The following is a 13,668-nucleotide window of genomic DNA, read 5'->3' as shown; positions in this document are numbered from 1 at the left end:
GAGTTTAAATTAACTATACTGAATATATTCATAAACCAAGACTAAGTTTTTATTTGGTTTAAATCAATTTATAGGATCGTTATGCTACAAAAATTGAATATTATTTTTTTAGCTTTAAGCATTTACACCTCGACAGCTTATGGTTTAGAAAAAATAATTTCAGTGACAACGCTTGATGATTATGCGCCTTTTTGTTTTTTAGAAGGTCTTGATGTTATAGAAAAAACCATAGCACCAGGGGAAAATTTAACAAACTTTTCAGGTTATAGCTGGGATGTTTTGCGAGAAAGCTTACATATCATGGGCTACACCATAAAATTAAGGGTCATACCTTGGTCAAGAGCGCTCAGTGATGTAGAAATAGGTAAAGCTGATGCTGTATTTCCAACAGCAATAGATGCGGAAAGATCAAAAATATTTTCTTTTTCAAATGAATATGTAAATGAAACAAAATTTTTGATTTATGTCAGTAAAGATAGCCAGATAAAATGGACTGATCTACAGTCTTTAGCGGGGTTTACAATTGCTGTGAAGCGGGGCTTTTATTATGGCAAAAAATGGAAAGAAGCAGATTATATTAATAAATATATTGTGGGAGATGTTTTACAAGGTTTTGGCATGCTAGATAAACAGCGTATTGCTGGTTTTTTAGGATATGAACGTAATTGGGATTATATTTTAAAACACCATGGTTGGGCGTCAAAATATAAAAAACTACCACCTTTTGGTGGCTCAAAAGAGTATTTAGCAACATTAAAAACGAACCCAAGAGCAAAAGAGTTTTTGACAGCATTTGATGTAGGAAAGCAAAAACTAATTGAGAACGGCAGGTTAGCAAAAATACATGAAAAATGGTTTGGCGAAACCTTTATAAAATAAAGGCGTATTTAAATTATACGCCTTTATTTTATAAAACCTTAAACCTAGTTTATTGTTGGTAATAAACCATAATCTGTTCCGTATTCAAGCATTTGTTTTGTAAATTCAGTTGGGTAGCTAATTGTTACATCGATTATTTTACCCTCTTTATAAACAGCATCTAATTTAGGGTTAATAAAACCCGAATAAGGTGCTAAGTTCAATTTTTCATAACGGGCTAAAACTTCCTGATGTATAACTGGGTCAACTTTAACAGCATAATTTTCAATTAAAGCTTGGCCAGCATCAAAGTCACCTTCAGATTTTATACGTTGTAATTCACGTAGAAGTTGGCCAAATAGCGTTTGTAGCTTTTTATAATCATTGACTACAAAATATGTTTTACCATCACGAATTCGCTTTTCGATGACATTATCTTTAGCGCCTTTTTCAAATGCCCAACTTGCTATAAGTTGGCGGTTACGCATATGTGCTTCTTCAATGCTTTCACCAAGTTTAAGACGATTAAGTTGTTGCATCATGCCATTTCGAATATATTGATCGTATGTGGCTTTACCTACTTCTAAGCTTGGCATTATACCCATATCAACTAATTTATTATCCATTAAGTAATATAAGGCGACTAAATCGGCGCGACCTTCTTCAAGTGCTGAAGAATATTGTTTTAGCGTTTCTTTTGGCGTGCCAACACCCTTATTTATTTGACCTGATGCATGACCGATTACTTCATGTAAATCAGTGTGCAAATGAGAACCTAGCGGACCAAATTCTTTGGCACGTTTTATTTCATTCTCGTCCCAGGCAAACTCAACTAATGAGCCACCTTTAACATTGTCATAGGCATTGACAATATTAGATAAACTCACTGATTTAGAGCCATGTTCTGCACGGATCCAGTTTGCATTTGGTAAATTTATACCGATTGGAGTCGAGGGGGATGCGTCACCTGATTCAATTACAACCGTTATTGCTTTGCCTGTAATGCCTTTAACTTCTTTCTTTTTATGTGCTTCGATTAATGGAGAATTATCTTCAAACCATTGAGCTTGTGAAGCAATAGCTGCAATGACTTTGGTTGCTTCATGATCTTTTACTGATACAACAGATTCGAAAGAACCACGATATGCTAGAGGATCGTCATATACTTCTATAAAACCATTTACAACATCTACATCTGAATTAATGTCTTTTACCCAAGCAATACTATATTCATCAAAATCTTTTAAATCGCCAGAGCGATAATATTTTGCTAATAATGTAAGGGCTTTTGCTTGTTGCTTGTTTTCAGCAACACTTGCAGCTTTATCTAACCAGTGAACAATTTGGCTAATGGCTTTATCGTACATGCCGCCTACCTTCCATGTTTGTTCAATAAGTTTGCCATCTTTTTTAACTAATTTAGAGTTAAGTCCCCATGAAACAGGGCGTTTATCATCAACATTTTTTTTGTTTTTATAGTATGCAATGACTTCTTCTTCAGTTACATTTTCATAAAAGTTTACTGATGATGCTTTTACATTATCTATACCTGCTGATTGATCAACCATTTTTGGGGCAATGTTTGCATCAAACATCACAGGTTTTAATAATGCAAGAAGTTGCGCTGGGTTTTGTTGTTCAGTTACGGGAAGCTTTTGGCTAGTCGCAACATTATTAACGTATTCTGTTAGGCTTTCAAAGCTAAACTCTGGCATGATTTTTCCTGCCATGTAATGGTGGTGAATACCGTTTGCAAACCAAACTTGTTTACTATAAGTAATAAACTTTTTAAATTCCTCAGTATTTCTATCGCCTGAATAATCAGCATTGATTGCTTCAAGAGTATGACGAATTGTGAGGTTATATTTGTAATTTTGATCCCAGGTTATATCACGACCAGATAACGCGGCCTTATATAAATAAAACAATAACTCTTTGGTTTCTAATGGTAGTTCTTCAAAGCCTGGTACTTGATAACGTAATACACGGATATCAGCAAAACGCTCTGCTATCCACTGAAATTCTTCCGATTTTGAAGCCGAATCTTTTGGTTTGTCAGCTGACGTTGCATGTGAATGGCCATGTTCATGAGCTGATTTTGCTTGTTCTGTAGCGCTATTTTTTGTTGTTTCTTGTTCAGAGCAAGCACCTAGTGCCAGCGCAAAACTTAATGCGGCTGCAATTTTTGAAAATTTCATTATTATTGTTCCCAGATGTGTGTATTTTATTTTTAACCGCAAAATCCTAACAGATAAAACACTGTAAAGGTAACTTTTAAGTTCAGTTGAATCTTTTTTAAGATGGACTTGAGATAAGTCATGATTTTAAATTGGAATAATTTGTAACTAAGTTGATTGGAGTAATGGCTTGAATAGGTAAAATGAAAACTTTTTGAGCTGTAATAGGAAAGCACAGTAGGTTATGTACTGTGCTTTTCATGGGGGAGTGATATTATCTTGAAACGTTTTTATCTAGAAATGTTTCTATGTATTGTGCAATTTGATTGCCATCTTCTTCAAGTGCAAAATGGCCAGTATCTAAAAGATGAAATTCTAAATTTTTCAAATCTTTTTTGTATGGAAAAGCACCTGCTGATGGGAATATTTCATCTTTATCACCCCATACAATTAAAGTGGCTGGCTGATGTTCACGAAAATATGCTTGCCATTTTGGATATAGTGCTGGATTGCTACCATAATCGTAAAACATTTGTAATTGAATTTCTTGATTGCCTTCTCTGTCTAATAATCTTTGATCTTCATTAATGGCATCTAAACTAATTTTTGATACATCACGTACACCGTTAGTATATTGCCAAGTTGTAGCACCTTTAGTTAATAAAAAGCGCAGTGCATCATCATTTGTCATATTTGGCTGTTTATAAGCCGCTTTAACGTTTTTCCACCATGGGTTATCTAACCCTTTATTGACTGCTTTTCTATCTTTCCAGTATGCTTTAATCGGTTGCCAAAAGTTATTATCAAGACCTTCTTCATAAGCATTACCATTTTGTATGATTAAAGATTCAATTTGTTCAGGGTTTGCACTGGCAATTCGAAAACCTATAGGTGCGCCATAATCCATAACATATACACTATATTTTGAAATCGATTTCTTCTTAAGTAAGGTTTCAACGATACTTGCCATATGGTCAAAGGTATAATCAAATTTATCAACACTTGGCATAGATGAGTTACCGTAACCTGGGTAGTCAGGAGCAATAACATGATATTTTTCTGATAGTTGCGGGATTAAATTTCTGAACATATGCGAAGATGTTGGAAACCCATGTAATAATAAAAGAGTTGGATTTTTCGGTGATCCTGCTTCGCGATAAAATATATCTAACCCTTCAATTTTCATTGTTTTATAGCTTGTTTGAACAGCGGCTTCTATAGGTGCTGGCATATGTGTTGCCTGAGCAAAAGATCCAAAAGCAACTTGTGACATCATTAAAGCGCTTAAGCTTAGTTTTGTTAAATTTCTCATAATTTCCTCTTTTATTCTGAATTTAAATTTGCCTTAAGTGTTTAGTTTTACTTAAAGCTATTAACTGTATCTGGTTGATGGAATGGATTATGAAACTTTATCTATTAATGATAAATAAGGGTGATATTGAATTATTGTCAATGTTTTGTTGATAATGTTGGTTTTTAAATTACGTGAATTAGAAGTTAATAATAAATTTATTATTAACTTTAGAAAGTGTGGGTGTAAAAACTGATCAAAAAATACTAAAACCTCAGTTATTAGATAGCGGTTTTAATTTATCACTTTGGTTACTGTCGATTTGTTTTTATAACAAATGGAATTTTATTTTGCATAGAAGAGCGGTAAGGATTGATATCTAAACCACCACGTCGCGTATATCGAGCATAAACTTCAAGCTCTTTTATACCTAACTTATTTTGAATATCACAATATATACGTTCAACACATTGTTCATGAAATTCATTGTGGCTTCTAAATGAAATCAAGTAGCGTAATAGGCTTTCATGGCATATTTTCATACCTGTATAACGTATTACTATGCTGGCCCAATCTGGCTGTGATGTGATCAAACAATTGGATTTTAATAAGTGGCTATGTAAGGTTTCTGTTACTTGGCTATGATCATCTTCTAATTTTAATAGCGTGCTATTTAATTGATATTGGTCAATTTCAATGTCTAAATCATCTATACATATTCCAGGTAGTGGGGTGGTTTTTATAGCTGAAAAATCACTTGCTGTATAAAGTTTTACTTCAACTTGGTTATTGACAGTTTTTGATAAATCATCAATCAAATGTTTTTGTACTGTATTGAGGTCATTAAATCGTGTTTGATTAAAGCTATTTAAATATAATTTAAATGATTTTGACTCAACAAGATGGCTACTTTGACATGGAAAAATAAATTCGGCTACGGCGACTTGTGGTTTGCCTTTCGTGTTAAGCCACGAAAGCTCGTATCCAGTCCATAAGTCTTGACCTTTAAAAGGTAAGTCAGAATCAATCACATTTAACTCATCACGGTTTAACTTACGTGCGATGGGAAAAAGTAATTCAGGTGCATATTGATCTTTATATTCTGTTTGTTGGCCTAAAAGCGTGCCTTTTAGTTCTTCGGAGTTGTCATAAGCTGTCATTTTATATATCTGGCTTTTAAGGTTACAATTGCTGCCATTGTAACGAAAGCCAAGTGATCATGCAGTATGTCAATCTATAAAAAATTACAAAATTTATTTGAGCAATATCAAACCCAAGCAAAACAACACACAAATAAAGGGCCTTTAGTCGTACATGATACACAGTGGCCAAGTCCATGCGAACTTACTGATACTTTAGTGGATGGTAAAGTTCAATGGCAAGCCGTTGAACAAAAACCGCAAAGAACAATGGAAAATTTAGCCACAGCACTTGATTTACCATTTGGTTCAGCTATCTCTGAATATTATGGCAGTTTTTATGCTGATAATATTACGGTGACATCACCTTGGGGGAAACTTGTTTTATTACAAGCCTGGAGTGATACTGATTATGATCAGTTACAGCAAAATATTACTGGCCATATTTTAATGAAACAAAAATTAAAACAAGATGAAACTGTATTTATTGCATTAACAGAACAAGATGATTTATTAATCACGATAGAAAATACGACTGGTTTTGTATGGTTAGAATATGTGGGTAAAAAACCACATGAAAAAATAGCGAATAGCATTGAGGCTTTTTTAGAGCAAGTTGAAGCAGGTTTTAATGCATAAATGATACTGTAAACAGTAATCAAACCTGAAGTTGCTAATTTTCAGTGAGATATTATTGAACAGTAGATGGTTTAATATAAAGATTTTCTGTTAAAAAAAACATAGTGTAATAGCATGGTTATTGCCTCTTTTCTTCAAATAAAAAGATGAATATAGGTACATTTTGTTACATTGTTGGTTCTGTTTTAGGTAGTTTAAATCTTTTGTGTATGTCAGTATTTGATTTCATTAAAAAAGGAACAGAAAATGAAACTTAAATTAAATAAAAAGAAAATTAAAAATTTATCTAAAGATACGACTATTCTACCTTCAGATATGACCCCTCAGGTTGCTGGTGGGCGCGCTATTCCAGAGACAGAGTGGTGTCCAACTCAACAAGCTTCTTGTGTTGATGAGTGTTGGTGGACACATGGTGCTAATCAAACTTGTAAATAATGTTTAAGTCGTTTAGGCAATATATTTAAATAAAAAATACCGTCTAAAGAAGGCGGTATTTTTTGTTGATGGTCATTTATGAGTTTATATCTGTGATTGAGAATTGAGCTTGCTTAGTCTTTGTTGATATTCGTAATAAATTGTTGATATAGCGCTGGCAGATTATTTAATACAGCTTCTTTTCCTTCAATCTCGTGTTTTTTAAGTACTTTAGTTAATAATTTTAAAGAAAACCTTCTTAGCATAATTTCACTTGTTGACTTATGACTGAGATGCCAAGGTTCACTGGCAATACCGCCTCGATACTTGTCATAAGGTTTATAAAAGCCAAATTTCTCCATGTTTTCATCAAGCCATTCATTTAGTTCACAAAATCGGCCACCGCTTTGATATTCTGCTTTTTGTAATCGTATTTGATACCTATCAGATACCTTTGATTTATCATAATAGTCAAAATCAGTACCCCAGTGATGCCGACTAGCGCCGGGTAGGGCTGAAAAAAGCATAATGGCCTGACATCTTTCTAAATCAGTTAGATTTGCCAAATCGAGTTTATTGTCATTAATATCAAAAACAGGGAGCTCACAGTTATATTTTTTTTTCCAAATAAGAGATTGCCTATCAAAACTTCTAAAACTTGAAGCAATGCCTAATTCAAACCCTGCTTGTTTGGCTGCGATACTTAACGCTTGTAAGTCACCCACAATGCCCCAGTGAACTAAATGACCATGAAATTCAACTAAGTTTTTTTCAGTTTGCCCGGTGAGGATTTCAGGAGAAAACATCATGTTAAAGTCTCTATTAAAATTTGTTCATAAATATCGGTTAATATTTCAAGATCATCTGTTTTAACACATTCATCTATTTTGTGAATAGTTGCATTACAGGGGCCTAATTCTATTACTTGTGCGCCAGTTTGTGCAATAAAACGACCATCTGAAGTACCCCCTGATGTTTCTAATGAGGTATCTAAACCTTGTATTTTTTTGATTGCTTTTACAGTTGCATCTACCAAAGGACCACTGTCAGTTAAAAACGGTAATCCATTCTTTATCCAGTTTAGTTCATATTTAACATCATGTTGTAATATAATATCATTTACTTTTTGCTGTAGAATTTCCATGGTAACTTGGGTACTAAACCTGAAGTTAAATTGGATTTCCACAGAGCCTGGGATCACATTACCTGCACCTGTACCACCATTGATATTTGATATCTGAAAGCTGGTTGCAGGAAAAAACTCATTGCCAGAATCCCAGTGGGTTTGGGTGAGCTCTTCAATAATAGGTGCCGCTAAATGAATTGGGTTTAAGGCGAGGTTAGGGTATGCAACATGACCTTGAACTCCTTTAATCGTCAAAAAGCCCGTTAAAGACCCTCTGCGACCATTTTTAACTACATCGCCTAAAGTTGTTGTTGATGAAGGTTCACCAACTAAACACATATCCATTTTTTCGTTACGGCTCTCTAGTACATCTATCACACGGGTTGTACCATTAATAAATGGGCCTTCCTCGTCAGATGTGATTAAAAATGCGATTGAACCTTTATGGTTTGGGTGCTTAGTCACAAAACGTTCAGTTGCAATGACCATAGCTGCAAGAGAGCCTTTCATATCGGCTGCACCTCGACCATGTAGAAAACCGTCTTTTATTTCACCATTAAAAGGCGGTATTTTCCATTCACTCTGGGGGCCTGTAGGTACAACATCTGTGTGACCTGCAAAACAAAATAAGGGGGCTTGAGACCCTTTTCGGGCCCACATGTTCTGAGTATCAACAAAAAATAGGTTTTCAATGTTAAAACCTATTTTAGTTAGATGTTCAGCCATTAACGTTTGGCAGCCTTCATCTAATGGTGTTATTGAGGGTTTTTGGATAAGAGCTTGGGCTAAATTGATGACAGGAGAAGTCATTTATTAAAGATCTCTGTATATTGTGCATCTTTAAATGCTAAGTGATATTCATCATTGTGAATTAATAAGGGACGTTTTATCATCGCAGGAAATTCTAGTAATAATGCAAGCGCTGAGTCTTTATTCAAACCGTCTTTTTGTTCTTGTGTTAATTGGCGAAAAGTAGTGCCACGTCTATTGAGCAATAGCTCCCAGCCTAATTTAGATTCAAACTCTACTAACATTTGGCTTGTTAAACCTTGGGCGCGATAATCATGAAATTCAAATGCAATATCATTGGCTTCTAACCATTTTTTAGCTTTTTTTATTGTGTCACAGTTTTTGATGCCATACATGGTTGTTATAGACATGAGATCCCTAATTAAAATTTATTTTTTATTAATATTTGGGTAAAACAGCGTTATTACAAGAGAGATAACAATTAAATTTAACGTTTTTTTGATGTGATCTTAAAAAGAACATCACTTCCTGCTGTTATATTACTTTGAGAGTAATATATAGCCCCTAATTTTTGGTGGTTTAATATTGTTACACAGCCATAAATAGGTACTGGAATTTTTCTTAAATCAAAATGAATTATTGGTTCTCCTGCTTTTATTTGCTGAGCTTCTTGCTTTTTAATTGCTAACCCTGGAAGTGGAAAGTATTCTTGGTCTATTTCTAATGCAATTAATAGTTTAATTCCATTTTTTGCTTTGAAATATACTTCACTACCGCCAAGTTTTATCTGTTCAACAATACCATCAAAGGGTGCAACTATTTTATGACTTGTAACTTCAAAAGCTAATCCACAGCCTAAAATACCTGATGAAAAAATAGTTTGAGGGTGGTTAATTAATGGAGTTATTTTTCCTGAAATAGGGGAGTAAACTGTAAAACCGATATTCTTAACTTGTTGCTCAGTGGCAAATATTACTTGTTTATGAATTGACATTATTCACCATTAAGTACGTTATATCCATTTTGTTGTAGGCTATTAATTGCATTTTTAATATGTTCTTGTTTGATTAAAATATAATCAGTATCAAAAGTTGAAATAGCGAAGATAGAGATTTTCTCTAATGCGAGCACGCCTGATATATTTGATAATATACCCGTCATAGAAAAACCTAAAGGCCCTAGCACCTCCAAGGCTGCCCAACCAGATTCAAATTCGTTACTGTCTAATACTATATTGTCAGGACACACTATTGAAAGTTCATCATAGGTTTTAGCGATAAAAAAAACGGGGGCGGCGTACACTTCATCGGGAATCGATGTTGAAGGATCAAAACTATGAATTGTAAATGCTTCTTTCATTAATTCTAAGGATTGTTTAGACATATATTTCCTTATTCAAAATTTCGACACAGGTAAAAATAAATAATGAGAAACTCGTTTGTTAAAATTACGCCTATTGTCTGAGTTAGGCAAGTTTAAGTTTAGCTTATTTGGAATTTATTTATAGCTAAAGCTGTACTTTTATTCGCTTAAGTTATTTTGCATTGTTTAACTGCTAAAACAAGTGTTTTATAAAATTCATTAAAGTGTCTTCATATTGAATTGTTTGCCTTTTTGTTTTCCACAGATTCTGTGGATAAGTTTGTTGATTACCCGGTAATTTAGGTTTAAGGTGTTGTTTTGTATGTTTTAATTATAATGGCACAAAAATTGATTGATTTTGTTCGAAGATAAAAAGAAATAAACTGAGAAAACTCTCAGTTTATTTTTAACACTCATACTTTTTCATGTTATTTCTATAAAAAAAACACTTTTATTAAGACTTTTTATATTATTTTATTGTGTTGCCTGTATTGCAGTTAATGCAATGGTATAAATAATATCATCTACTAATGCGCCCCGACTAAGATCGTTCACCGGTTTTCTCATTCCTTGCAGCATAGGACCAATACTTATTAGCTCAGCACTACGCTGGACGGCTTTATAGGTGGTATTACCCGTATTTAAATCTGGAAATATGAAGACAGTCGCTTTACCTGCTACTGGGCTATTAGGCGCTTTCTTACGAGCTACATTTTCCATAATGGCAGCATCGTATTGCAAAGGGCCATCTATAATTAAATCAGGTCGTTTACTTTGCGCCAGCTCAGTTGCTAATCGTACTTTTTCCACATCAGCTCCCATGCCTGAACTACCCGTACTGTAACTTATCATGGCAACTCTAGGTTCTATGCCAAAAGCGGCTGCTGAGTCAGCTGATTGAATCGCAATATCGGCTAATTGTTCAGGGGTTGGGTCGGGGTTAATAGCACAATCACCATAAACAAGCACTTGCTCAGGCAGTAACATGAAAAAGATAGATGATACTAAAGATGCATTTTCAGCAGTTTTTATAAGCTGCAAAGCAGGTCTGATGGTATTTGCCGTGGTATTCACAGCCCCAGATACTAAGCCATCTACTTCATTATTAGCGAGCATCATGGTTGCTAAAACAACATTGTCTTTTAATTGCTCTGCAGCAATTACACTTGTAAGGCCTTTGTTTTTCCGCAGCTTAACCATGCTTTTAATATAATCATCACGTACATTAAGTGGGTCGATAATTGTGACATTTTCATTTAGTTGTACACCTTGTTGTTCTGCAATCCTTAAGATTTCATTCTTGTTACCTAATAAAATGGTTTTGGCAACATTACGCTCACCACAAACTGATGCCGCTTTCACTGTTCTTGGTTCTTCACCTTCAGGTAATACAATCACTTTTTTTGATTTACTCGCTTTATTTGCAAGTAGATGCCTAAAAGCGGGGGGTGACATTTTTCGGGTTTTAGCTATGTCTTGTGTGAGACTTTTTAGCCAGTCAGAATCAATATGAGCTGCATTATGCTCTTTTACTTTTTCAATGCGTTGTTCATCATCTGCTGGTACCTCCATATTAAAATTATGTAACAGCAGAGACGTTTTCCAAGTATCTGTTTGCGTTGAAATGATAGGAAGGCCTGTATTCATTGCTTGTTTACACAACTTCATGATGCTTGGCTCAGGCGTAAAACCACCAGTCAATAAAATCGCGCCCAATTTAGTGCCATTCATAACAGATAAGCAAGCGGCCACTAAAATATCAGTTCTATCTCCTGGTGTTACTAATAAAATACCGGGTGTAAAGTGACTGATCATATTTGATACCGTTCTGGCACAAAATGCGACCCGACGTAAGCGTCTATGTTGTAAGTCGCCTTCATTAATGATGTCAGCATTTAAATAGTTTACTAAATCAATAACTCGGGGGGCAACTAAGTCAAAATTCCATGGAATACTACCTAGTAATTTAAAAGGGTGTTTTCTGAATAAAGGCAAAGAAGCAACTTTTTCTTGCTCACTTTGTAACTTTTCAGCATCAAATTGTTCTGCTAAATCGGCTCTTGCTCTGCCCTCGTCATCAACAGGGGCATTTACTTTATTAAATATGCAGCCTAATACACGTTCATGTTTTACATTACCATAGTTGCCTGAAGCAATTTCTAACTTTTCTTCAAGTTGGTTTATCGAGTCATTGCCTGGAGTTATAACAAAAATAATATCGGCGCCTAACGCTTGAGCTATGTCTCTATTTACCCTATCTGCATACGGTTGTTTTCGGGTTGTGACCATACCTTCAATTATTGCAACTTCATCTTCATGTATATGATTTTCAAAACGAGAAACGATTTCTTCTAATAATATATCGCCTTTGCCTGTACTTATCATTTGTTCGGCATAAAATAATTCGATTGAAGGAGGGGGTTTAATTAAAGACCCTTTTTTAACAATTTCAGTGGACTTTTCAGGCCCTTTATCTGAGCTTCTTGGCTGAGCAATCGGTTTGAAAAAATTAACTTTTACAGCCTGTTGCTCTAAAGCACGTACTAAACCAACAGAAATAGATGTTAAACCAACACCAGTAGAGATAGGAACCAACATAATACGGTGAGACATTATTTATTCTCCAAAACAAGTGTTGCAGTATCAAGTGCTATCACCCATTCTTCATTTGTTGGAATAACAATGGCTTGTGGACCTTTTTTGTTATTGGTAATAATGCCTGATTGACCAAAGCGTGCCAGTAAGTTTTTATCATGATCAATAGATAATCCGAAAATTGTTAATAAATTAATTACTTTTTCACGAATTAAGCTGGAGTTTTCACCTATCCCACCTGTAAAAATAATGGCATCTAGCTGACCTAGTGGCACTGTATAGGAAGCAATATATTTTGCTAGTCGGTAACAAAATACATCTAGGGCTAAAATAGCTTGAGGATCTTGTTTTTCATAGGCTTCTTCAATTATACGGCAATCGTTAGAAAGCTCACTTAGCCCTAATAGACCACTTTTTTTATTTAGTAATTCATCTATTTGTATGTTTGTATACCCTAAACTAGCTAGAAAGGTAAATAAACCTGGGTCTACATCACCACTTCTGGTGCCCATCATTAATCCTTCGAGCGGTGTTAATCCCATACTGGTATCGACACTTTTACCCGATTTGATAGCTGTTATGGAGCAGCCATTGCCTAAATGCGCACTAATAAAATTTAAATTACTAATGGGTTTTTGCAATATTTTGGCCGCTTGCTGAGAAACAAAATAATGACTGGTACCATGAAAACCGTATCTGCGAACAGCATGATTTTTATATAAAGAGTAGGGAAGTGCATATAAATAAGCTTGTGAAGGCATCGTTTGATGAAAAGCAGTATCAAACACTGCAATTTGAGGCAATGAGTTGAACGCTTTTGTAGCCGTTTGAATACCAATTAAATTAGCAGGGTTATGAAGTGGTGCTAATGTCGACATTTGAGCAATGGCTGAAATTACTTCATCTGTGATAATAACCGAACGGGTAAATTGTTCACCTCCATGGACAACTCTGTGGCCTACTCCAATAAGTTGACTTGATAATTGGTGTTCATTTATTAGTTGTACTAATATCGTAATTGCTTGTGTGTGCTCAGCATTGGGTATTAAGGGTAAGGTTTGTTTTATGTCATTTAATGTATATTTTAAACTCGCATTTTCAAGACCCAAACATTCGGCTAAACCGGATAATTTTTCATGACCTGATTGTGGGTCTATAATGGCAAATTTAAGGCTGGAACTGCCGCAATTTAATACAAGTACATACTGCTGGGACATGGTTTTTCCTGATTTGAGAGTGGTTAATATTTAAAAATAAAATTACACAATAAATTAACGCTAAGGTGATAAGGATAAATCCGCTAGCTGTGGTATAGTC

General features: G+C 34.7%; 13 protein-coding genes. 3 read left to right on the top strand and 10 right to left on the bottom strand.

All coding sequences use genetic code 11. The annotated features are described in order from the left end of the window. Positions 1-81 precede the first annotated feature (81 nt). Positions 82-879, top strand: coding sequence for a substrate-binding periplasmic protein (locus BM088_RS13870; RefSeq protein ID WP_091985000.1), 798 nt, complete (start codon positions 82-84; stop codon positions 877-879). Between the two features lie 44 nt (positions 880-923). On the opposite strand, the gene BM088_RS13865 is transcribed toward BM088_RS13870, so the two are convergent. The 3 genes from BM088_RS13865 to queF form a co-directional block, all read right to left on the bottom strand. Continuing rightward, positions 924-3,056 (bottom strand): dipeptidyl-peptidase 3 family protein, encoded by a 2,133-nt coding sequence (locus tag BM088_RS13865; protein ID WP_091984997.1) that lies wholly within the window; start codon positions 3,054-3,056, stop codon positions 924-926. Between the two features lie 253 nt (positions 3,057-3,309). Beyond that, positions 3,310-4,347, bottom strand: coding sequence for an alpha/beta fold hydrolase (locus BM088_RS13860; RefSeq protein WP_218156522.1), 1,038 nt, complete (start codon positions 4,345-4,347; stop codon positions 3,310-3,312). Positions 4,348-4,637: 290 nt separating this feature from the next. Beyond that, positions 4,638-5,486, bottom strand: a complete 849-nt coding sequence (gene queF / locus BM088_RS13855) for an NADPH-dependent 7-cyano-7-deazaguanine reductase QueF (RefSeq protein WP_091984994.1) — start codon at positions 5,484-5,486, stop codon at positions 4,638-4,640. A 66-nt stretch (positions 5,487-5,552) separates the two neighbouring features. Between queF and syd the strand changes: the two genes are divergently transcribed. Then, positions 5,553-6,104: a SecY-interacting protein gene (syd, locus tag BM088_RS13850; RefSeq protein WP_091984992.1), complete on the top strand. Its 552-nt coding sequence runs from the start codon at positions 5,553-5,555 to the stop codon at positions 6,102-6,104. A gap of 246 nt (positions 6,105-6,350) precedes the next feature. Beyond that, the gene (locus BM088_RS13845) at positions 6,351-6,539 is read left to right on the top strand and encodes a hypothetical protein (protein ID WP_091984989.1); all 189 of its coding nucleotides are present in this window, start codon (positions 6,351-6,353) and stop codon (positions 6,537-6,539) included. Between the two features lie 113 nt (positions 6,540-6,652). Here BM088_RS13845 and BM088_RS13840 read toward each other — a convergent pair whose 3' ends face one another. From BM088_RS13840 to BM088_RS13810, 7 genes are all read right to left on the bottom strand, one after another. Continuing rightward, complete coding sequence (locus tag BM088_RS13840) at positions 6,653-7,327, bottom strand: M15 family metallopeptidase (RefSeq protein ID WP_091984986.1); 675 nt, start codon at positions 7,325-7,327, stop codon at positions 6,653-6,655. Next, entirely contained in the window at positions 7,324-8,454 is a 1,131-nt protein-coding gene (dapE, locus tag BM088_RS13835) for a succinyl-diaminopimelate desuccinylase (RefSeq protein ID WP_091984983.1), read from the bottom strand. The genes BM088_RS13840 and dapE overlap by 4 nt, the downstream gene beginning before the upstream one ends. After that, positions 8,451-8,798 (bottom strand): ArsC family reductase, encoded by a 348-nt coding sequence (locus BM088_RS13830; RefSeq protein WP_425439315.1) that lies wholly within the window; start codon positions 8,796-8,798, stop codon positions 8,451-8,453. Before BM088_RS13830 ends, dapE begins: the two co-directional genes overlap by 4 nt. Positions 8,799-8,881: 83 nt before the next feature. Continuing rightward, the gene (locus tag BM088_RS13825) at positions 8,882-9,388 is read right to left on the bottom strand and encodes a PTS glucose transporter subunit IIA (RefSeq protein ID WP_091984978.1); all 507 of its coding nucleotides are present in this window, start codon (positions 9,386-9,388) and stop codon (positions 8,882-8,884) included. Next, a complete protein-coding gene (locus BM088_RS13820; RefSeq protein WP_091984975.1) occupies positions 9,388-9,777 on the bottom strand; it encodes an ACT domain-containing protein in 390 nt (129 codons plus the stop codon). Before BM088_RS13820 ends, BM088_RS13825 begins: the two co-directional genes overlap by 1 nt. Before the next feature lie 453 nt (positions 9,778-10,230). Then, positions 10,231-12,369 carry a phosphate acetyltransferase gene (pta, locus tag BM088_RS13815; protein WP_091984972.1) on the bottom strand — a complete coding sequence of 713 codons (2,139 nt, stop codon included), beginning with the start codon at positions 12,367-12,369 and terminating at the stop codon, positions 10,231-10,233. Further along, positions 12,369-13,568, bottom strand: a complete 1,200-nt coding sequence (locus BM088_RS13810; RefSeq protein ID WP_091984969.1) for an acetate kinase — start codon at positions 13,566-13,568, stop codon at positions 12,369-12,371. Before BM088_RS13810 ends, pta begins: the two co-directional genes overlap by 1 nt. Positions 13,569-13,668: the final 100 nt, after the last annotated feature.

This window comes from Pseudoalteromonas denitrificans DSM 6059, assembly GCF_900112265.1.
Lineage (GTDB): Bacteria > Pseudomonadota > Gammaproteobacteria > Enterobacterales > Alteromonadaceae > Pseudoalteromonas > Pseudoalteromonas denitrificans.
The sequence above is the reverse complement of the archived record's forward strand: the minus strand, read 5'-3'. Positions and strand labels throughout refer to the sequence as shown.

Excerpts from the sequence above, each read along its gene's own strand:
- BM088_RS13870 (WP_091985000.1), top strand. The coding sequence starts at position 82 with ATGCTACAAAAATTGAATATTATTTTTTTAGCTTTAAGCATTTACACC.
- BM088_RS13865 (WP_091984997.1), bottom strand. The coding sequence starts at position 3,056 with ATGAAATTTTCAAAAATTGCAGCCGCATTAAGTTTTGCGCTGGCACTA.
- BM088_RS13860 (WP_218156522.1), bottom strand. The coding sequence starts at position 4,347 with ATGAGAAATTTAACAAAACTAAGCTTAAGCGCTTTAATGATGTCACAA.
- queF (WP_091984994.1), bottom strand. The coding sequence starts at position 5,486 with ATGACAGCTTATGACAACTCCGAAGAACTAAAAGGCACGCTTTTAGGC.
- syd (WP_091984992.1), top strand. The coding sequence starts at position 5,553 with ATGTCAATCTATAAAAAATTACAAAATTTATTTGAGCAATATCAAACC.
- BM088_RS13845 (WP_091984989.1), top strand. The coding sequence starts at position 6,351 with ATGAAACTTAAATTAAATAAAAAGAAAATTAAAAATTTATCTAAAGAT.
- BM088_RS13840 (WP_091984986.1), bottom strand. The coding sequence starts at position 7,327 with ATGATGTTTTCTCCTGAAATCCTCACCGGGCAAACTGAAAAAAACTTA.
- dapE (WP_091984983.1), bottom strand. The coding sequence starts at position 8,454 with ATGACTTCTCCTGTCATCAATTTAGCCCAAGCTCTTATCCAAAAACCC.
- BM088_RS13825 (WP_091984978.1), bottom strand. The coding sequence starts at position 9,388 with ATGTCAATTCATAAACAAGTAATATTTGCCACTGAGCAACAAGTTAAG.
- BM088_RS13820 (WP_091984975.1), bottom strand. The coding sequence starts at position 9,777 with ATGTCTAAACAATCCTTAGAATTAATGAAAGAAGCATTTACAATTCAT.
- pta (WP_091984972.1), bottom strand. The coding sequence starts at position 12,369 with ATGTCTCACCGTATTATGTTGGTTCCTATCTCTACTGGTGTTGGTTTA.
- BM088_RS13810 (WP_091984969.1), bottom strand. The coding sequence starts at position 13,568 with ATGTCCCAGCAGTATGTACTTGTATTAAATTGCGGCAGTTCCAGCCTT.